The sequence below is a fragment of the Paenibacillus sp. H1-7 genome, assembly GCF_022354825.1.
GTDB lineage: Bacteria > Bacillota > Bacilli > Paenibacillales > NBRC-103111 > Paenibacillus_S.
The window spans coordinates 7,357,976-7,379,381 of the sequence record NZ_CP031168.1 but is presented as its reverse complement, the minus strand read 5'-3'; the positions used below and the strand labels follow the sequence as shown (position 1 = coordinate 7,379,381).

17 protein-coding genes are annotated in these 21,406 nt (G+C 49.1%); 13 read left to right on the top strand and 4 right to left on the bottom strand.

The window, feature by feature from the left end:
- Positions 1-84: 84 nt before the first annotated feature.
- Together DVH26_RS32595 and DVH26_RS32590 are read left to right on the top strand one after the other, a co-directional pair.
- A complete protein-coding gene (locus tag DVH26_RS32595; RefSeq protein ID WP_481857564.1) occupies positions 85-678 on the top strand; it encodes an RNA polymerase sigma factor in 594 nt (197 codons plus the stop codon).
- On the top strand, positions 662-1,927 hold the full coding sequence (locus DVH26_RS32590; protein ID WP_239629690.1) for a hypothetical protein: 1,266 nt from the start codon (positions 662-664) through the stop codon (positions 1,925-1,927). The genes DVH26_RS32595 and DVH26_RS32590 overlap by 17 nt, the downstream gene beginning before the upstream one ends.
- Here the strand turns inward: DVH26_RS32590 and DVH26_RS32585 are convergent.
- From DVH26_RS32585 to DVH26_RS32575, 3 genes are all read right to left on the bottom strand, one after another.
- Complete coding sequence (locus tag DVH26_RS32585) at positions 1,921-3,024, bottom strand: GerAB/ArcD/ProY family transporter (protein ID WP_239629687.1); 1,104 nt, start codon at positions 3,022-3,024, stop codon at positions 1,921-1,923. The two genes, DVH26_RS32590 and DVH26_RS32585, sit on opposite strands and share 7 nt — an antisense overlap.
- Before the next feature lie 262 nt (positions 3,025-3,286).
- Positions 3,287-4,489 (bottom strand): Ger(x)C family spore germination protein, encoded by a 1,203-nt coding sequence (locus DVH26_RS32580; protein ID WP_239629685.1) that lies wholly within the window; start codon positions 4,487-4,489, stop codon positions 3,287-3,289.
- Positions 4,490-4,501: 12 nt separating this feature from the next.
- Positions 4,502-6,001, bottom strand: a complete 1,500-nt coding sequence (locus DVH26_RS32575; RefSeq protein ID WP_239629682.1) for a spore germination protein — start codon at positions 5,999-6,001, stop codon at positions 4,502-4,504.
- A gap of 342 nt (positions 6,002-6,343) precedes the next feature.
- On the opposite strand from DVH26_RS32575, the gene DVH26_RS32570 reads away from it, so the two are divergent.
- From DVH26_RS32570 to DVH26_RS32555, 4 genes are all read left to right on the top strand, one after another.
- Entirely contained in the window at positions 6,344-7,840 is a 1,497-nt protein-coding gene (locus tag DVH26_RS32570) for an extracellular solute-binding protein (protein ID WP_239635563.1), read from the top strand.
- 114 nt (positions 7,841-7,954) lie between these two features.
- The gene (locus DVH26_RS32565; protein WP_275590438.1) at positions 7,955-8,911 is read left to right on the top strand and encodes an ABC transporter permease; all 957 of its coding nucleotides are present in this window, start codon (positions 7,955-7,957) and stop codon (positions 8,909-8,911) included.
- A 40-nt stretch (positions 8,912-8,951) separates the two neighbouring features.
- On the top strand, positions 8,952-9,833 hold the full coding sequence (locus DVH26_RS32560) for a carbohydrate ABC transporter permease (RefSeq protein ID WP_239629680.1): 882 nt from the start codon (positions 8,952-8,954) through the stop codon (positions 9,831-9,833).
- Between the two features lie 207 nt (positions 9,834-10,040).
- On the top strand, positions 10,041-11,282 hold the full coding sequence (locus DVH26_RS32555; RefSeq protein WP_239629678.1) for an MFS transporter: 1,242 nt from the start codon (positions 10,041-10,043) through the stop codon (positions 11,280-11,282).
- Between the two features lie 53 nt (positions 11,283-11,335).
- Here DVH26_RS32555 and DVH26_RS32550 read toward each other — a convergent pair whose 3' ends face one another.
- Positions 11,336-12,310, bottom strand: a complete 975-nt coding sequence (locus tag DVH26_RS32550; RefSeq protein ID WP_239629676.1) for an aldo/keto reductase — start codon at positions 12,308-12,310, stop codon at positions 11,336-11,338.
- A gap of 295 nt (positions 12,311-12,605) precedes the next feature.
- Here DVH26_RS32550 and DVH26_RS32545 point away from each other — a divergent pair, with 295 nt between their 5' ends.
- The 7 genes from DVH26_RS32545 to DVH26_RS32515 all read left to right on the top strand — a co-directional run bounded on the left by DVH26_RS32545 (position 12,606) and on the right by DVH26_RS32515 (position 21,377).
- A complete protein-coding gene (locus tag DVH26_RS32545; RefSeq protein WP_239629673.1) occupies positions 12,606-13,718 on the top strand; it encodes a Gfo/Idh/MocA family protein in 1,113 nt (370 codons plus the stop codon).
- A gap of 15 nt (positions 13,719-13,733) precedes the next feature.
- On the top strand, positions 13,734-14,054 hold the full coding sequence (locus DVH26_RS32540) for a Dabb family protein (RefSeq protein WP_239629670.1): 321 nt from the start codon (positions 13,734-13,736) through the stop codon (positions 14,052-14,054).
- Between the two features lie 245 nt (positions 14,055-14,299).
- Entirely contained in the window at positions 14,300-14,782 is a 483-nt protein-coding gene (locus DVH26_RS32535) for an NUDIX hydrolase (RefSeq protein ID WP_239629668.1), read from the top strand.
- Positions 14,783-15,042: 260 nt separating this feature from the next.
- Positions 15,043-17,373 carry a helix-turn-helix domain-containing protein gene (locus tag DVH26_RS32530; protein ID WP_239629666.1) on the top strand — a complete coding sequence of 777 codons (2,331 nt, stop codon included), beginning with the start codon at positions 15,043-15,045 and terminating at the stop codon, positions 17,371-17,373.
- 372 nt (positions 17,374-17,745) lie between these two features.
- On the top strand, positions 17,746-18,720 hold the full coding sequence (locus DVH26_RS32525; RefSeq protein WP_239629664.1) for an ABC transporter permease: 975 nt from the start codon (positions 17,746-17,748) through the stop codon (positions 18,718-18,720).
- 24 nt (positions 18,721-18,744) lie between these two features.
- Positions 18,745-19,641: a carbohydrate ABC transporter permease gene (locus tag DVH26_RS32520; RefSeq protein WP_239629662.1), complete on the top strand. Its 897-nt coding sequence runs from the start codon at positions 18,745-18,747 to the stop codon at positions 19,639-19,641.
- A 56-nt stretch (positions 19,642-19,697) separates the two neighbouring features.
- A complete protein-coding gene (locus DVH26_RS32515) occupies positions 19,698-21,377 on the top strand; it encodes an ABC transporter substrate-binding protein (RefSeq protein ID WP_239629660.1) in 1,680 nt (559 codons plus the stop codon).
- Positions 21,378-21,406: the final 29 nt, after the last annotated feature.

Below are 21,406 nucleotides of genomic sequence, written 5' to 3'. Positions count from 1 at the left end.
TAGTTGGCCCGATTCGTCCCATCAATGCTACAATGAAATTACCAAATAAGGACGAATGCAGCGAAGTTTGAACTTATATTGAAGATGGGTCGTCAAATAATCGAGGTGGCAGTTTTGGAATCCAAATTAAATTTCGAATACTTAAAATATTTGTCAGAAACCTCCGATAAGAAGGCCATCTTGGAGCAGCTGATGGTCGCTTACGGGAAGGACGTATGGAACTATGCGTACAGCATGACGCGGAAATGGGATCAGGCGGATGACATCACGCAAGAGGTTTTTTTGAAGGTGTACCGGAACCTGTATACGTTTCGGAGCGAATCTTCTGTAAAAACGTGGATTCTTACCATAACGCGCAATATGACGCTTGATTATCGGCGCGCAGCATTTTACCGCAAGGTGACTTTAATGGATTTCCTCGCCCCTTCGGCTGAGGCCCCCTCGACGGAACAGGAAGTCATGAACCGGCTGGCCACGAACGACATGTGGAGGATGGTGCTGAAGCTGCCTGCCAAATATCGTGAAGTACTGATATTATTCGCTCATTACGAATTGTCTATGAAGGAAATGGCTCAAGTGCTGGGAGTAACCGAAGGAACGGTCAAATCGCGGTTATTTCACGCCCGCAACAAAATGAAGAAGATAAAGGAGAGTCAGAGTGATGGAGCCGATCGATGACGAGTTGAAAAAAGGCTTGGCCAGCGAACCGCTTACCCGCAACGGGTTCTCTGATGCATTGAAAAAAAGAATAGGCGAACGTTTGGACGAAAGGGAGGCCAAGAGCAGAAGATGGCTGCCTTGGTTTAGCGCGGTCAGCGCTTCGCTCGTTGCCGCTTCCCTGTTCTTGTATGTCGGATGGATGAATAGTCAGGGGCACCTGCCCGATGTATTGCCGGGGAAACAGGAGGAATCGATTGCCGCTACTCCGGCGCAGCAAACCGAAGGTCAACCGGAGGTGGAGATTCGTTCAGCGGTGCTGATCGGACTGAGAGCGGATCATAGTCCCATCGCCGGAGTTCCCGAGTACAGCTCGTACAGGACGCTCTTGCTGGCGGGCAACCAGGGCAAGCTGCAAAAGGTTGCCGAAGGGGACGGGATCCTGATGCCTTACAAGACGGAATTCATGAAAATTGTCCCCCAGAACCAGACGGGGACGACCGAGCCGTCTTGGGTGCTTAACGCCTCGGTCGCTTCGAGCTCGAATAAATTGCGCACGGCGGCTCCTCGGCCTGCCGTATCGCTGAAGGTGTCGGAGAAGCTGCTGTTCGCAGGGAATCGCTATATATCCGTGTCCCAAACGGTCCGTAAAAACGAGCAGGGAAAGGAAGTGCCTTACGACTACGTATGGGTTAAGGAGATCCAGGATGTCGTACAGAGCCCATCCAAGCTTACGATGCAGCCTGCCTCGGAGCCCCACGTCTCGTTAAAAAAGCTATATGGGGACTCGGTGCAGCCTGACTTGAACGCCGTTGCCGCCGGCAAGCCGTTATTTTCGAATGGAGAAGCGGCGAAGGTGCCGCAGGACGACCTTGGCGAGAGCTGGGCCATCGTCCGCAAGCAGGGTCAATGGGTTCCGCAGCTGGCGTTATACGGCAGCAAGGATGCGTATCGTTATCAGCTGAGCGATGTCTCGCTTACTTTGCCGGATTCCGTCGTCTCCTACGATCGGCTTGCCGTCGGCTGGAATGAAATCCGCAGCGTTCGTGCGGACGCCAAGGACGCTTTTTCTTCGCCTAGGAATGAACTGGTCGGAATCGTATCGGACGACGAAATCGCCGTGTATCCGTTCGACGGAACGATGGGGAGGAAGCCTCTTGCCACCGTGCCTCTGGCACCGAATGAATCCGTTGTCATGATCCAGTGGGCGGTCGACGAGCCGTTCATCGGCATGTGGAAGGATTCGGGCAAAAAGCTGCTCAGCTATTGAGCATTGGATTTACCGTGAGCACGCCCTCTGAACCAAGATGCAGCGAGAAGCAGCAGCGGGAGGAGCAGGGTAAAGATCAGTGAGAAGGGCGACCAGTTTTTGGACAAATACTCGTTAATATAAATCGTATTGGGGTAGCACATCAAAGATAGCACCACCAAACCTAACGCTAACGGGACGACGAACGGCTTTTCGTCTTTCACATTTGCTAACTGGGCCAGCCCGGATAGCGCAGCGTGAAACGTAAGGACAATTTTGAAAAATATCGATAGAACCCAAATCAAAATCATGATGCCTTCTACCCGTTCGAGGAAATGGCCGATACTCATTGTTTTTGCAAGCGTGTACGCTGGAAACAGCTGGTTGGCGGTGAGCGATACGCCCAAGACGGCAATGCTTCCTATCGTAGTTGCGAGCAGAATTGCTCCGCCTATCAGTACACCTGAGATGAAGCCGTTCCAATGCCCTTTCAGCTTGTGCACATACGGATAAAACATGAACAGCACGACGGTTTCCTGCAAGCCTTGAAAGGTAAAGCCCCCGCGAGCAATCGGCTTCACCCCGAATTCGAGGACCGGCAAAAATTGCTTCACGTTAACCTTGGGGATGAGCGGAAGAATAAGCAGCAGAAATAAAGCAATCATCCACGGAAAAAAGAAAACCGCCGCGCGCGTATAAACGATAAACCCGGAACGCACGGTGACCACGACGATGAGGATGAACAGCAGTTGCAAAACCTCGATAGGGGTTTCCTGCAAAATTTGCGATGTTAAGAAGTACCCTAAGTCCCCGACCATCAGCGAGGCCAGCAGGTAGAAGAACAAAATAAAGACAAGGCTCACCGCTTTGCCGATCCACTTTCCTAGTACATGCTCGCTGAACTGAACCAAGGTCAACCCTCCCGACCGCTTCCCCAGAACGATATACAGATAGGCGAGCAGAAGATTTGCAGCAATTCCTGCAATACAAGCCAGCCATGCATCCTGCTTGGCTTCATGAGCGAGTCCTGAGGGTGTAATGAGAATGGAGGTACCGACCGTAAAGAAAGCAACCAGTATCGTAAAGGTACGCATGTTGATGATCTCCTTATTCTCCATGACACCAGACTCCTTTTTATTGAAATATCGAGTAAACCGCAGCGGGATATGCACTCAATGCCGCCTCTATCCAGTTAAGGGGATTAGGTAAGCTTATACTCAGGCCATGTGCCAAGCATAGTGCGGTTACAACCAGAGTGATAGCGGACAATAGGATCAACTCCTTGATTTTCCGGCCTTTCCATAGGGCAGGATACTCTTTCCACAAAGTCCAGCCTAGCATAAGGGCAATTCCTGCTAATATCCACATTCGCTACTCCTTTTATTGTTTGGTAATGGTGTCTATCGGCTGCAGAATGGTCCCTACTCGACGAAGAACCGTATTCGCATGGATGCGAACAGGAGCCTTCGCAAACGCTTGATCCCAATCCTTGATTTGATGCCATGTTTCGGGAAAGCTCCGATGTATTGCTTCGCCGAAGCCATAAATATCGGTTCCATATTGCTTCTGAATTTTTTTAATCGAGTTACCGAGTAAAGCTTCCAGCTTCTTGTCCGATGCTTTCTTCAGTTCGGCAACAATGGATGATTTAGACAGATCTGCCTTGCATTCGGCTGCGGCTAAATCCTGCTCTACCCTTAAGTACACATCAAATTCCGGCTGCCCGTTTCGAAGTGCAGCTTTAATGGTGCTTTTGGAACGGATGACCTGCATGGAAATCCTCCCGTCTCCGTCAGGACAAGGGAATTGGCCTAAGGTTTGAATAACGGAATCTTGTACGTAATTTAATGCCTTCGTATCGTTCTCATCCAGCCATCCGACGAAACGGTCCGATTTGAAGGCGGCCATCCCGGCATATTTGATTAAAGCAGGCGGATCAATACGATGTCCATTCGCCGTCGTTTGGCCAAGCTTCCTGTTCCCGCTAATTTCAACCCCGGTCATCGTAGGGGATTTGCCGCGCATGCCAAGCTCTTGAAGAAGCCTGTTTAAATTCATGCTGCCCGTAGCGGCCCAGTAATTATCGGAAGTTTCCAGCTTGGTGAACATGTTGTTGGCAGGAATCGGATCCATAACGCTGAACACTTTTAGTACATCGGAAGCTTTCGCCTGTTTGGCTATAATGAAATAAAAATCCGTCCGCATTTCATTATTTCTGGATAAATAGTCAAGGGACTTGGCAATTCCGTCTTGTGCGGCTTTCTCGCTGATCACTACCATTCTTAAATGGGCAAAATATAAATGTCTTGGAGCTTTAACGGTCATTCTGGTTAATGCTTCCGGAATCGTCATGCCGGTTTCCTCATAAGTGATTACCGGAGCGGCGCTGCTGGAGGGCCCTTTTTTTACCGATACTTGCCCCGGATTCACCGTTTGAATGGAAATGATGTACTGGTTATCCACTCTATCGATGCCCATCCCTACAACAATGCTCATATCGTTCAACTCATGATGGCTCCAGCAGCTGCTTAGCATCAGCGGAAGGAGAAGGAGAATCAGGCCTTTGGACAACCTATGGTTCACGAATGCTCCTCCTCATCTGCGCTTTTGCCGAACGAGATTTTTAGGCCGGAGTGTTTTGGGCCGGGTTATCATGTTGGGAAACGAAAAGCGGAACACCCCATCCTTCTGGTCTGTAAGATGAAACGGAGCCAGCGGAGCCATGTAAGGGACGCCGAATGAAGACAAGCCGCACATATGGACTACAAGGGCAATGATGCCCATAAATATCCCGAATAAGCCGAACGATGCGGCAAGAATCATGAGAACAAAGCGGATCATCCGAATCGTAATACCGAGGTTGAACGCCGGGAGAACGAAGTTAGATATGGCCGTAATGGATACTACGATGACCATGGCTGCACTAACCAAGCCGGCCTCTACTGCCGCCTGCCCTACAACAAGCGTTCCCACGATAGAAATCGATTGTCCTACCGTTCTTGGCATCCGTACGCTGGCTTCCCGCAAAATTTCGAAAGTCACTTCCATCAAGATAGCCTCAATGAAAGCGGGGAAAGGTACGCCTTCCCTCTGGCTCGCTAAATTGTATAGCAGCGTGGTTGGCAGCATCTCTTGATGAAATGTAGATATAGCGATATAAAAAGATGGAGTTAACAGCGCCAAAGCAAAGGACAAATACCGAAGCATCCGTATTAGTGTCGAAAAGTCCGCCGATTGATAGTAATCCTCGCTCGATTGGAAAAATTGGGTGAATAGAGCCGGTACCAGGAGCGCAAACGGCGTTCCGTCGACCAGAATGGCCACTCTTCCTTCCAATAACCCGGCAGCGATAACATCCGGACGCTCTGAATTGAACAATGTCGGAAAAGGAGTGTAGCGCTTCTCCTTCAGCTCCTCTTCGATGTAGTTGCTTTCGAGAATGGCGTCGATGTCTATGGCAGACAATCTTTGCTTGACTTCATTCAATAATTGCTCTGACACAATATTGCTGATATATGCAACGGCAACCTCGGTTTTCGTTACTCTGCCTATATTCATCGTTTCCATCCATAAATGCCGGTCCTTAATTCTGCGGCGCAGCATGGCGGTATTCCAGCGCAGCACCTCGGTAAAGCCTTCCCTCGGTCCCCGAACTACGGACTGTACATTCGGTTCTTCTACCGTTCGGGCGGTCAGCTCCTTCGTCCCGATAGCAAGCCCACGCGAACTGCCATCCAGCATCAGAATGCTGCTGCCGGACAGCAGCAAATCATACAGCTCTTCGAACTGGACGATATCCTTTACCGTACCGGATGAGACGGCGATTTGTTTGCAGCGGTCCAGCAGCTGTTCGGAATGAGGCGGCAGTGGCCCGTTCCTCTCGAAGTAAGCGATCAGAGAATCGATCATGCTGTTGAGATTGGAGAGGCCGTCTACATAGACGACAGCGGCTTGAACGAAACGCTCCGGGCCGATGTCGATTTGAAATTGCCGGACAGCAACATCGCCGCTGCGACCTAGCTCCTTCTCGAGCTGCAGCAGGTTGTCGGCAAGACTGCGGCTTAGCTCCGTCATGAGTTCACTCTGATCTGCCATACGGACCCCCTGTTTCAATAAAATAGGCTGATTGTTATTTTTTGTAGTAAATCCTTATTTATGCATAATTAGTAAATTCAATTGAGGGCGTCGATGAGACGTTTTATCCATATCCTGTGATATGCAGAATTTAACCTGCCCCTGATTATCGCGCAAAAACGTTGATATGACGGGGTTTTTCGTGGTTGTTGTGAGTCAATGATTGTAGTTGTAATGCGTACCGGCGATATATGATTAGGCCAGCACCGAAAACTTAGACAACCTGCAAATCCAAAAGGCAAAACAAAAAACGGAGGTCGAATGCATTTGAAAAAGAATCAGAAGATCGCTCAAAAAACGAGTATGGTTTGCGCCGCTGTATTGGCCGTAACGACGATTCTGGCAGGCTGCGGAGACTCGAAGACGGAAAGTAAGGGGACGGCTAATGGCAGCCAGGCGAATCAAGGGCCTTTGAAAATTACGATCATGGCTAACTTGAGTACGCCTGAAGTTCCATCGGACAAAATCGAAAAGCTGCTGGAAGAGAAAACGAACAGCCAAATCGAATTCCAATGGGTGCCGGACGGCTCCTATGACGAGAAGTTCCAGGCAGCGTTCGCTACAGGCTCTCTTCCGCAAGCGGCTTACTTGAAGAATCAGTCTTCCTTCGTGCTGCTGCGCGATGCGATCAAAAACGGCCAATTCTGGGAAATCGGCCCGTACTTGAAGGATTATCCGAACTTGAGCAAGCTGAACCCGGACGTATTGAAGAATACCGCGGTGGAAGGCAAAATCTATACGTTGTATCAGGAAAGACCGATCGCCCGCCAAGGGATCATCTATCGCAAGGACTGGGCCGATAAGCTGGGCTTATCCGAACCGAAAACAACCGATGACATCTACAATATGCTGAAAAAGTTCAAAGAAGCGGATTTTGCGGGCGGCGGTAAAACGCTGGGCTTGGCTGACCGCAACGATCTTGTTTACGGAGCGTTCAAGACGCTGTCCTCGTACTTCGGCACTCCGAATGGCTGGGGAGCCGTCGACGGCAAGCTGGTGCCTGAGTTCATGACCAAGGGCTACATGGATACGATGAAGTTTATTAAAAAGCTGCGTGACGAAGGCTTAATCAACCAGGACTTCCCGGTTACGAGCAAAACGGACCAGCAAAACATGATGTATACGGGCAAAGCCGGCATGTATATCGGTTCGATGCAGGATGTGCTCACGATTCAGGACAAAACGTCCAAGAACAATAAAGACGCTCAATTCGAAGTGGTGAACCAAATTACCAGCCCAAGCAACGCCAAGCCTACGACATGGGGTATTCCGGGCTACGGAACCTTGGTTGTATTCCCGAAATCGGCGGTTAAGACAGAGGGCGAGCTGAAGCAAATTTTGGCGTTCTATGACAAGTTTTACACTCCGGAAATCGCGAACCTGCTGAAATACGGTGTGGAAGGCCAGCACTATACGCTGCAGGACGGCAAAGTACAGCCGGGAACCGACGAGAAGATGAAGGAGAAGGAGCAGAAGCCTTATTTGACCGTAGCACTGGCGGATACGACGAACATTTTGCCGTCTTTGTACACGCTGAAGGCGCAGGAAAAAGCGGTGAACCTGTCCAACGATGCGGTGAAATTCGCCCTTCAAGACCCTACTGTTCCATTGGACTCTAAGACATATAACGAGAAGGGTGCAAGACTGCAGGACATTATCAAGGATGCTTCCTATAAGTTCATGCTCGGCAATATCGATGAGGCGGGCTTCCAGGCTGCGATTAAGAAATGGCAGGATGACGGCGGAGCCAAAATTATCGAAGAATACAATGCATCGTTCAAAGCAAGCGGCGGCAAATAATAGTTTGGATCCGGTTACAGGGAGGCTGCCTGGTTCCGTCAGGCGCCTTTCCCTTTCCTCCGGCGCTCGTGCGGAGCATAGAAGATTTTACGGAAAGAAAGGAAGTTATACGCGATGAACAACACGATCGCCCGGCCTAAAGTAATGGAGGCTCGTCCCAAATCCAGCAGCGATTTATGGAAACGCATGCTCCGGAACCGCTACATGTATATGATGATTATTCCGGGGCTCGTTTACTTTATCATCTTTAAATATTTCCCAATGTACGGGCTCGTCATTTCCTTCCAGGATTATATGCCGTACAAGGGCATCATGGGCAGTGAATGGGTCGGCTTGAAGCATTTCGAGAAGCTGTTCACGGACGGCGAGTTTTGGAACATTTTTAAGAACACGCTGATTTTGTTCCTGTATAACATTTTGTTTTATTTCCCTGTGCCGATCATATTGGCCATCATGCTGAATGAAGTGGCCAATGCTTTCTTCAAACGTCTGGTACAAACGATCGTCTATATTCCTCACTTCTTGTCCTGGGTTATTATCGTTTCGATTTCTTACGTGATGCTGACGATGGACGGCGGGATCATCAACGAATTGCTCGTTTATTTCGGGCTTCCGAAAGTGAACTTCCTGCTCGATCCTACATGGTTCCATCCGATGTACATTATCCAGGTCATCTGGAGAGAAGCGGGCTGGGGAACGATTGTCTATCTGGCTGCCATTGCCTCTATAGACCCACAACTGTATGAAGCGGCAAGAATGGACGGAGCGGGCCGGTTCCGGCAAATCTGGCATATTACGCTTCCTTCGATCCGGAGTGTAATTATCGTTCTGCTTATTCTTCGGATAGGCAACGTTCTCGATCTCAGTTTCGAGCATGTGTACTTGCTGCTTAACTCGATGAACCGTCCAATTGCGGAAATATTGGATACGTACGTATATACGGTCGGTCTGAAGCAGGGACAATTCAGCTTTAGTACGGCGGTAGGCTTTTTCAAATCGTTCGTCGGTCTGTTCCTGGTCGTTCTGTCGAACAAACTGGCCAAAAAATTCGGTGAGGAAGGCATCTACTAATTTGTAATTTGCGACTCACAGGAGAAAAGGAGAGCTCATCATGGTGAAAGATAAAACGCTGGGCGGCAGAATGTTCGATCTGTGCAATATTGTGCTGCTGGCAATCGTTGCGCTGGTAACCTTCCTCCCGTTCCTGCACGTGGTCATGGCGTCCTTCACAACGGAGGAGGAGATGGCAAGAAAGCCGTTCGTGCTGATTCCGACGGAGTTTACCGTCAAAGCGTATCAATATATTTTGTCTACGAATGCGATTTATAAAGCTTTGGGGGTATCCATCGGCGTGACTCTAGTGGGGACGCTGGTGAGCATGTTGTTGACCTGCCTTATGGCGTACGGCTTGACTAGAAGAGATTTGGACGGACGCAGGGTGCTCATGTTTCTCGTCGTGTTCACCATGCTGTTCAACGGGGGGCTGATCCCTACGTTCCTCGTCGTCAAGGAGCTGGGCCTGGTCGACTCTTATTGGTCGCTTATTCTTCCTACGGCGGTCAACGCCTTCAACCTGATCATCATGCGCAGCTTCTTCATGAACTTGCCCGACGGCATTGAAGAATCGGCCAAAATGGACGGCTGCAACGACTTCGGCATTTTGTTCAAAATCGTCATCCCGCTGTCCATGCCGGCTATCGCTACGATCTCGCTGTTTTATGCGGTGAATTATTGGAACACCTATTTCAATGCGATCATTTATTTGAACGATGCAGCCAAATGGCCGATTCAGGTGCTGCTGCGTCAAATCGTTATCGTGGCGAGCGCCTTCAGCGCCGATACATCCGGCTTCGGGGACGATTTCGTCAAGCCGCCGGAGCAGACGATCAAAATGGCGGTCATCATGGTATCGACGATCCCGATCCTGATTGTGTATCCGTTCCTGCAAAAATATTTCGCCAAAGGCGCATTGGTCGGATCCGTAAAAGGGTAATGCACGCTTGAGAAGACATTGCCGCCGATTTCCTTGGCGCATCAGCCTTAGTCCGAAGCCTTAATCGGGCTAGGGCTTTTTTTGCCGTAAGCATCGTAATGACCATTGCGCGGACGGAAAAACCATGGTAAGCTTTGCCATGAAAATAGGGTTAATTGTTCCCAATATGAAAGCGCCGGGTATTAACGATGCAAGGAGTCATTTTCAATGAACAAAATCGCCGTAGAATCGAAGAAATATAGGTATGCGATGCAGTTGGCGACGATTTTTCTCGGATTCATTATTTTTGGATTATCGGAAAACATTAAAGGTCCCGCCATTCCGCGAATTCAATACGACTTCGGGCTGGATGAACAGCAGCTGGGAACCCTTTTGTCGCTCAATTCGCTCGGTTATTTGATCGCTTGCTCCTTTACCGCCTACCTAACGCGGATATGGGGGATCAAGGCGGTCAGCATGATTGCATTCGGATCGATGGTCTTGTCGGGAGTTCTTATTTTCTTCTCCCATAGCTATCCGGTGTTTACTTCCTCGTATTTTATCCTGTATATAGGAAACGGGATGCTTGAGATCGGCCTGGCTATTCTCGGGGCGCGCATTTTTGTACGCAATACGGGCACCATGATGAATCTGTCCCATTTCTTCTACGGGTTGAGCTCTATTGTCGCTCCCATCATAGCATCCGGCATGATGACGGTAAGCTGGTTCGGGCATGTGTTCGATTGGCGCGGGATGTATCTGATCATGCTGTCATTGGCCGTACTGCCTATGATTCCTGCTTTCATGAGCACCTTTCCGGGGGATCACACGTCGCACGAGGATCGGATTCCACTGAAGCAATTGCTGCGTGATCCGGCTTTATGGCTGCTGGTGCTCGTTCTTTCGTTCGGGGTCGTATCGGAAATGGCTGTAGGAGGATGGCTGGTCAATTTCTTGGAAAAAGCATATCAATGGGACAGCGTATCGGCTTCAGGGATGCTGTCGGCCTTCTTCCTCTGTTTCTCCGCAGCGAGGCTCGTTCTAGGCCCGGTGACCGATAAAATAGGATTTACGTTGTCGCTCATCATTTTTTCCTGCTTCTCCGGGATTTGTACCTTGATCGCTATCGTCGGAGGGGAATCGCTGGCCTATTTGTTCGCTGCCGCCGGCATAGGCATAGCGCCTGTGTATCCTACCGTCATGGCGCTAATAGCCAAAAGGTACCCGCACGGCAGCGACACGGCCATTACGTTTATCGTTACGTTGATGGGAGTAGGGAGCGTCATCGGAAATTATGCCATTGGTGCCATTACCAACGGATTCAAAAACGCCTACGGTGCCGGGACGGAATTGGGGCTGCTGCGCGGACTTCAGGCCGGCTACGTGTTTATTGGTGTATGCGCTTTGCTCTGTGCGGTCTTCGGCGTTATGCTGTACAGTTATTTAAAATCCCGCAAGGAGCTGATATAGCGCGCTACATAAGCAAAAGACTGCCTCGCGGCAGCCTAGTGTTTAAGAGATACTTAAGCCCGAATCCCCCGCAGCGCCTCGAACGCTTCCGGATCGAGCGTGACATCGCCGGCGGCGCAGGAATCGTCCAGCTGGGCGGCGGTTTTACAGCCGGAGATCGGGAAGACGGGGAACGGATGGGCCAGCAAATACCCCAGCGCGACTTGGGTCATTGTAAGACCGCTCCGCTGTGCGATTTCTTCAACGAGCTTCAATTTGCGAAGGTTCTCTTCGTTGCACAGCTTCCACACCTTTTTGTTCGCCTCGCTCGGCTCCTTCAGCATGTCGAGGGTATACCGTCCGCTGAAAAATCCGTTCGCCTGCGAGTTATAAGGAATTGCCGCCAAGCCGGTGCGCTCATGGTACGCCAGCTCCTTCTCGTCCATGGCCACCAGCGTAGGATCGTTGCCGGCACTGTATGACGCAAGGCTCCATTTGGTTTGGCTGGCTGCAAATCCTTGAAGGCCTTTGTCTCTCGCATATTGCTGAGCGGCTTCTATTCGCTCCGAGCGCCAATTGGAGCAGCCGAAGCAGCGGATTTTGCCCTGCCGTACCTGGTCGTTCAACACATCGATAATTACTTCCACCGGTGTCTCGGGGTCATCGCGATGCAGCCAGTACAAATCGATATAATCCGTCTGCAAATGCTGCAGGCTATGCTCCAGATCGGAAACGATTTCTTCCTTGCTCATTCGCGGAATATGCATCGTATCCAGCTCGGGATGCGCCCCTTTGGTCGCGAGAACGATACGGCTGCGATTGCCGCGCAATTTCATCCACTCACCAATGACCTTTTCGCTTCGGCTCCGCTCTCCCGGTACCCAGTCGCTGTATACTTTGGCGGTATCGAGGAAATTTCCGCCCCGATCCAGATAACGGTCCATAAGCTCGAAGGAGAGCTCGCGGCTTACCGTTTCGCCGAAGTTGGCCGTGCCCAGACAAATGACGGAAGGCGACAAATCCGTTCCTGTAATGGTTCTGCTTTTCATCGTGAATCAGCTCCTGTTCTGTAGGTTCTCCCAATCCGATAATGCGGGTTGTCCTTTTTCTAATTATAAGGAAACGGGAGTTCATTTGTAAGCAGTTACATCAGATTGCATAAGTATACAAAAGGTAAGGTGTACCGACGGAGGCACTTTACAAGAAGATACTAACTTACGAAATATTCAGTCATTTCCACCCTTCGTAAAGTCGCTTATAATGAGACGAGATATCGCAGGATGGTGCGTGAAAGTGCATCGGCCGGACCTTTTACCGGCAGTAACTACAAGGGGAGGATGCGGCATGAAACCGATCAAATTAGGGATGGTAGGAAGCGGGGATATCAGCAACCGCTTTTTTGAACAGGCGGCGAAGCTCGAGCAGGTATCCTTCGTGGCAACCTGCGCCAGACATTTGGACAATGCGGAGAAGAAGGCTAAAGTCTATGGCATACCGCGCTGGTATGACGATTACCTTCGCATGATGGACGAGGAGGAGCTCGATGCGGTTGTCGTCACGACCCCTCACTCGGTACATGCCGAAGTGGTCATGGCCGCACTGGAAAGAGGGCTTCACGTTCTCAATGAAAAGCCGATGGCTACCACTTTCGAGGACTGCAAACGAATGGTGGAGCTGGCCGAAGCCAACAATAAAACATTGATGAACTTGCCCTATGATCTGAACCCAAGCTTTATGTCGGCCATACCTTATGTCAGTGAAGAGGTTATTGGCAAAATTACGGGAGCTGAAGCACAGCTGAACATTCCCGGACCGGGAAGGGACAACTGGTATTATAACAAGGAAATCTCGCACGGCGGAGCCATTCTCGATTGCATGGTTTATCCCATAAGCAGGCTGATCTCCATGCTGGGTCCGGCGCAAAGCGTTATGGCGGAAGTGAACACAATCATCCCGAAGCGGATTGTGAACGGCGGCAAGCAAATTCAAAGCGACGTAGACGATAACGCTACCGTTATCCTGACGTTCACGGGAGGGCAGCACGCGGTCATCCGGACATTGTGGGGGACCTCCATCAAGCAGAACAACACGCTCATTTACGGCCGTAAAGGAACGATTGCGGTCAACGACGGCGGGTTCCCGCTCGTGGTGCATTCCCCTCTAGCGCCGATCCCGGACGCAGAATCGGTTACCTGGCGCGGCTATTCGGATTGCTATGCGCCGAAGCTGCTGCCATCCATCGATTCCGAGCGCGACATCATGAGTCACTTCGTCCACTGCTTGCGCACAGGCGAGCAGCCGAAGCCGTCCGGACGTCTGCAGCTGCACGTGCATGAAATCATGTTCGCGGCCTACCAGTCGGCCGAAAGCGGGCAGCGCTGCACCCTGACGACGACCTTTGAGCCTTGGAACAAGCTCGACCCGCACATTTTTGATACGAAAAGCAATTATATTTAATAAGGAGCGATCGATATGGACCGGCAACGAATTCGTCATATGGTTATTTTCTGCCTCCGGCATGAGCGCGGCTCGCGGGAAGAGGAGAAGTTTTTAGCGGATGGCCAGTCGATTCTCACCTCGATTCCGCAAGTGGAGCAATTTGAAGTGCTGAGACAGGTCAGCGCGAAGAACGATTATGATTTCGGCTTCTCCATGGAGTTTGCTGATCAGGCGGCCTATGAGGCGTATAACGCGCACCCGGCGCATGTCAGCTTCGTCCGGGATCGTTGGGAGACGGAAGTGACGCGGTTTCTGGAAATCGATTTTCAGGCGCTGGCTCAAGAGAGGAATTAGGTCAGAGGTTCGGAAGAAAATATTGAGGTTAAGGGCTGCCGATTGGCGGCCCTTGTTTGTGTGCAAGCGCGCAGCGGGAACGTTCACTCTGCTGCCGCTTTTTTTGTGAAGATAGCCCGCCAAGCTCATAGAATCAAAGTGAGGCAGTTATCAGGAGCCGCCCATTGATGCAGGTGGAAATATATACAAATATAGAAGGTAGGTGGAAAACGTCTCAAACAAACTAATTCTAGGAGGTAATGACCATGGCAATGCCAACTCATATTGTAGCGGTCGGAGGGATTGTAGAGAACGGGCAAGGAGAAATTTTGCTGGTCAAAACCCACAATGAAGGCTGGGTATATCCCGGCGGGCAGGTGGAGGCGGGAGAAAATCTGATCGATGCATTATGCAGAGAGATCAAAGAAGAGAGCGGGATCGATACGGTTGTTGAACAGCTGATCGGAGTGTACTCGAATACTTCCGGCTACAAATGGCATGACGGCGTTACCGACGTTCCGACAAAAGTCATGCTCGATTTCATTTGCAAGCCCGTGGGAGGACAGCTGTGCACGTCGGAGGAAACATCGGAAAGCCGCTGGGTTTCTAAGGAGCACGTTCTCGATATGATTACGTCATCGGCTATCCGGACGCGATATCAAGCCTATTTGGATTTCAAAGGCGCTATCCATTATATGGATTATGTTACGAAGCCGGAGTTTGTTCTGAAGCTGGCGAGAAGGATTTAGGAGCAGAGAGTGCGGCTGATCTTTTATACATAAGGAATATTTCTTTAAGGGCTTCATCTGAATAAGGTGAAGCTCTTTTTTTGTTCACTCTAGTAAACCATCTTAAAAGATTATTTAACGTCAATTTTCGACAGGAAGATATGGTATAATGTGTGAAAGGAAGCACTTACATTTTGAAAATGAGTCTAAAATACTAGCGAGCTCCAGGGTCCGGCAGCAGCTCATCAAGCTGGAGTCCATTTGAATTGGGGGTATCTCCGTTGCTTATAAAAAGCGATGCAATACGTGCCAAGGGAAGGCACCGTCTCTTTGCCCGTCTTCTCATTCCATATCTTGTATTTCTTATATTTGCCATGTTGATCGGCTGGATGATCTATCAGAAGACGATTGTATTGATAGAGAGAGAAGCGACTGAGAGTCATATGAACCTGCTTGAACAAAGTAAGGATGTGCTGGATCGAAGGCTGGAGGAGCTGGCTTCCATTACCCAGCAGCTCGCGGCAGATACGCGAATCATTCAGTTTCAACCGGTCGTCAACCCGTTTATCGGGACGAATACTTACCGAATTATGGACATGAACAAGAGCCTATACGATTATAAGCTGTCCAACAACTTCGTCTTTAATTATTACGTCTTGTTTAAAAACAGCGAAATGGTGTTTACCCCGGGGGCAAGCTACACGTATGAGCATTTTTTTAAAACGGTTGCCAACTATAATGAAATCGATGCTAAAAAGTGGTCCTCCCTAATCGCTAATCAATTCCATACGCGGCATATGCTGCCCGCCCAAGACGTAACGCTGCAAGGGATACCGTATTCGATGCTCACCTATCTCCAATCGATTGGGTACCCGGGGAGTCCTCAGGGGGTTATCGCCGTAATGATCGATCAGAGGGAGATTCAGAAGCTGTTTCAAGGGATTCATATTTCGGAGGGCGGTTGGGCTTATATATTAGACAATGAAGGTAAAATTATTAGTTCCTTGTCTGCCGGAACGGGAACGGATCTCCCCTTTGATATCAAACAGCTGACGGGCTCCAAAGGAGTAATAGAACAAGAGCTGGATGCCAAACCGATGATGGTTACCTATACGAAATCCAGCTATAACGGATGGACTTATTTGGTCGGGCAGCCGACGTCTGTCGTATTAGCCAAGGTTCGCTATATCCAAAAAATTATTTTTACTTTCGCCTGTGTGTTCCTCGTTGCAGGGATTTTCATCGCTTATGTATTAGCATACCGCAACAGCCGTCCGCTTCGGAAGATTGTGAATATGATATTGGAAAAAACGGATGCGCTTTCACAGCAGCGGGATGCCTTAGGGTTTATAGGTGAAACGGTCAGCGGTCTGTTTCAAAATAATCATCGGCTCCAAGCCGAGATCTCACAACAGGTTCCTCTTTTGCGGGCGGCGTATTTTCAACGGCTTCTTAACGGTCAATTCGTCTCTGCACGCGATGCGGATGTGCTGCTAAAGCATGTCGGACTGGATTTGCAAGGGATGTCCTATATGGTAACGATCGTTCATTTACGAGGCTTCGATAATGGCTACAGCAGCGATCTGCTTGAGGAGCTCGATATGAAGCGGGTGTTGGCCAAAGAGACTCTGCGCAAATCAATGGATTACGATGGCTTCGTTTATGATATAGCCGATGATCAATTTGCCGTGCTTTTTATTTATAAAGAGGAGCAAGTCGGGTTCTACAAAGATTATGTCGAGCAGAAGCTGAAGGAAACGAAAGAGAACATTGCCGAACAGCTCAAGCTTGTGCCTGTCTATGGCATGGGCGGGGTGTGTGACAGTCTCACAGGGATTTCCCGGTCTTATGAGCAGGCACGTGAAGCGTTAAATGCGCAAATATGGAACAACAAAGAAGGGGGACTATGGTATGACGAGCTCCCTACCGATATGAACCATTACTACTTTCCTCAGGATGTCGAGACTCGATTAATTCACTTGGCAAAAGCAGGCGATCAAACCGAGGTCAACTATGTGCTGGACGAGCTATACCGCGAAAACTTCGAGCACCGGCATCTGTCGATATCGGTTATGAAGCTGTTTCTGTTCGAAATGTGGGGCTGCCTGGTAAAGCTGCTGCCGCAGATGGAGCTCGATCTTCAGAACGTGTACAACCAAATGACTGCGCTGCATGGCAGCAACGATTCCTACGACAGCATGTGCAAAAATTTTGAATCGATTAAAGCTACGTTCCAATGGGTATGTGACAACGCGAACGAAAATAAGAAGAGTCAAAATGTAGAGCTGATCGAGACGATAATTTCCTTGCTTCAAAACTCGTATATGGACAGCGAGCTTTGTCTTGACAAAGTAGCCGATCAAATGCGGATATCCAAAGTGTATTTATCCCAATTTTTCAAAGAGCAAACCGGCATTAATTTCTCGGATTATTTAGAGAATCTTCGTATGGAGCAGGCCAAAGTGCTGCTTCATTCGACAGGTCAGACGGTAAACGAGATTTCCGAGCATGTCGGCTACAGCTCACACAGTACGTTTAGCAGAGCGTTCAAACGGCTGCATGGGGTTAGTCCTACCGTTTATAAGAAGCTGATACTTGAAAAACACGGCTGAATAAGCCGGCAGACTGCTGAGAAGCCTTACTTTCTCAAAATTTTTGTAATAGGTAGGTGGGAATATGCCTCGGAGGAGTTTACGTCCGCCTTTGAAACCTGTGAAAATACCGCTTATTCTAATCAGAATCACAGGTTTCAACAGCGGCTGGAGGGGCATATCCCACCGGAGTATATAATAAATTTCGATTTTCATTGGTTTCTCAACACCCTCACGGCTGAATAAGCCGTTTTTCTTTACTTTTGTATAGAAAATATCGAAGTGCAAAAGGTAAAATCCTAACTATTGCACAGCATTTAAACGCTTTCTTCTACCGTCTTCGGGCCGTTCCTCTTATGATGAACGTATTCAGAAAAGAAAGGAGACAAACGCATGACGAAAGCGGTTGCAACGGTAAAGGCGGAAAACGGCAGTGTAACAAAGACCAGAAGTCAGCAGGTTTCCCGCTGGAAGCAGCTGAAGCGAAGCTGGCAATTGTACACTTTGCTCGCACTTCCGGTTATCTACGTCCTTGTATTCAAGTATTATCCTATGTATGGAGCGCAAATCGCGTTTAAGGATTATATTGCATCCAAGGGAATTACGGGAAGCGAGTGGGTAGGCTTCAAGCATTTTATCCGGTTTTTCAATTCCTATGAGTTTGGAAAGCTGATGAAAAATACGCTGATCATTAGCATATATAGCTTGCTTGCCGGGATCCCGTTTCCAATCATTTTGGCGTTATCGTTGAATTATGTAAAAAACCAGTTTTTCAAAAAAACAGTACAAATGATTACCTACGCACCGCATTTTATTTCCGTGGTTGTTATGGTAGGCATCATTCTGGAGCTGCTTGACCCGCGCAAAGGGCTTGTGAATCTGCTGCTGGTCCAGCTGGGCTTTGAACCGATCAATTTCATGGCGATTCCGGAATATTTCAGCTCGATCTATGTTTGGTCCGGCATTTGGCAGAACGTGGGCTTCTCCTGCATCATTTACTTGGCCGCCCTTGCCGGAGTAGACCCGGCTCAACACGAAGCGGCTGTCATTGACGGCGCCAACAAATTTCAACGGATGTTCCATATCGACCTTCCGAGTATTATCCCGGTCATGATTATATTGCTGATTATGAATACGGGGCACATTCTTGATCTCGGCTTCGAGAAGGTACTGTTGATGCAAAATTCACTGAACGTACGGACATCCGAAGTTATTGATACGTTCGTGTACAAGGTGGGGCTTGCTTCCCAAGCGATGAATTACTCTTACTCAACGGCGATCAATTTATTCAAATCGGTTGTAGGCTTGGTACTGCTGGTGACGGTCAACTCCATCGCCAGAAGAGCGAAGCAGGAGAGCCTATGGTAGATCCGAAGAGGGGAGGAAACCGAGATGGATTACATCAATATAAAAGAAGGCAGAACCGACCGTTGGTTTAACATCATCAATTATGTCATCCTTGCGCTATTCCTCATCACGGTGCTGTATCCGCTTCTATTTATTGTAAGCGCATCATTCAGCAGCCCGAATGCGGTGACCTCGGGACGAGTATGGCTGTGGCCCGTTGAGCCAAGCCTTGAAGGCTATGCTGCGGTTTTCAAGCACAAGCTCATTTGGAGCTCGTTTCGGAACTCCGTATTTTATACGGTTGCAGGAACCTTGATCAATGTTGTCTTGACGGTTATGGCTGCTTATCCGTTGGCGCGAAGAGACTTGTTCGGTAAGAACGCTTTCATGCTGTTATTCGTATTTACTACGATATTTTCCGGCGGATTGATTCCAAGCTATATTCTGGTAAAAGATTTAGGCATGTTAAATACGGTGTGGGCCATGATTTTGCCTAGCGCCCTGAGTGTGTTCAATGTCATTATTGCGCGTACGTATTTCAAGACGACGATACCGGATGAATTGCTGGAGGCTGCCCAATTGGACGGCTGCAATGATTTCAAATTCGTATGGCAAATCGTCATCCCGCTATCGGGTCCGATTATTGCCGTCATTATGCTCTACTCGGCCGTAGGGTATTGGAACCAATATTTTAATGCCTTGATTTACTTGAAACAGCCGTCTTTGTATCCGCTTCAGCTCGTGTTAAGGGAGATTCTCGTACAAAACGAGGTGGATGTAAGCATGTTATCCAACTTAGAGGATCAAGCGAGCCGGGAAGGATTGCGGTCTTTGTTAAAATACTCGCTCATTGTAGTATCATCGGTTCCGCTGCTTGTGGTATATCCGTTTGTACAAAAGCATTTTGTGAAGGGTGTTATGATCGGTTCGTTAAAAGGCTAAGACGCTATATGATGACGTGGTCATGGATTGGCAAAATTCAAAGGGGGATTAACAGCATGCAGATGAAAAAATGGGTTTCGGTAGGCTTGGGCTTGGCGGTAGCTACCACGACGCTGCTAAGCGGTTGTGCGGATAAAGGAGATTCCAAAGAAGCTTCAGGGAAATCACAGCAGGTAACGGTGAATCCGGCCGGACAGCTGCCGATCACGAATGAAAAGACGACGATAAAGGTTCTTGTGAAGGGAAGTCCGTTCGTAGAGGATTTCTCCAAAAATGAATTTACCAAGTTTCTTGAAGAGAAGACGAACATTCATATCGAATGGGATGTTGCTCCGGAGAAATCGGCTACAGAGAAGCTGAATCTCGTACTGGGAAGCGGAGATTTGCCTGATGTGATTATGGGCTTCGGAGTTTCTCCTACTCAGCAGCTCATCTATGGAACTCAAGGGGATTTCCTTGACCTTACTCCTTACATCGACAAATATGGAGTCGAGACGAAGAAAATGTTCGAAAAGGTTTCGGGCGTTAAAGAAGCCATTACGGCGCCGGGAGGAAAGATTTATGCACTGCCAATGGTCAACGAATGCTTCCACTGCTCCATGTCGCAGAAGCTGTGGATCTACAAGCCGTGGCTGGACAAACTGGGACTGGCTGTACCTAAGACGACCGACGAGCTGTACGAAGTGCTGAAAGCGTTCAAGACCAAGGATCCCAACGGCAACGGCAAGGCGGATGAGATTCCTATGGCAGGGGCGGCTGTAGGTCCTAACGTAAATATCGATTCATTTATTATGAATGCTTTTATTCTGGACTCGAGCGCCAACGGGGTCGGACAAAACAACTGGAACCGGCTGTTTGTAAACAATGGGAAAGTGGATGTCCCTTACAATAAGCCGGAGTGGAAAGATGGCTTGGCCTACTTGCACAAGCTGTATGTCGAAGGACTGATCGCTCCGCAATCGTTCACGCAGGATAGAGATCAGGCGAGACAGATGGGGGAAAATCCTGACATCAACATTCTAGGAGCGGCCATCGCTCAGCATAACGGGGTATTCACGACATTTAACGGACCTAGCGGCAGATGGCTTGATGTAGTTGCGGTTCCGCCGCTTAAGGGACCTAAAGGGGTGCAAATTACACCGCTTAACAACAGCGTGGGACAAGGACGTTTTATTATTACAAAAGCTAGTAAAAACCCGGAAGCCGCGTTCCGGCTTGCAGATTTGCTGTACAATGAAGAAATGACAATGCGTGAAACGATTGGCCGACTGGATGTTGAGTGGAAATACGCCGATAAAAGCGAGCTGGGCATTAACGGAAAACCGGCCATTTGGAAAAAGACCGATGTCATCCTGCCGACGGTACAAAATGTCTCCTGGTCGCAAACCGCACCGACGCTCAGAACCAATGATTTGCGGTTAGGCCAGGTTGCTGATCCAAAAAATCCGCAAGAGACGATCCTGTATAACCAAACCAAACAGAACTATGAGCCTTACAAACAGAATTTGAATACCGTTCTGCCGCAAATGTTCTTCACCAATGATCAGGCCATGGAGCTCGCAGATCTGGAGAAAACGATAACGGACCATGTTCAGGAAATGATCGCCCGTTTCATCATCGGGGATGCAAACTTGGATAAAGACTGGGACGGTTACCTGAAAAACCTGGAAAATATGAATTTGAAGCGCTATTTGGAAATCTATCAAACAGCTTATGACGCTAAGATGAAGAAGTAAGAGATTAAGTCCATACCGCTGCGCTGACG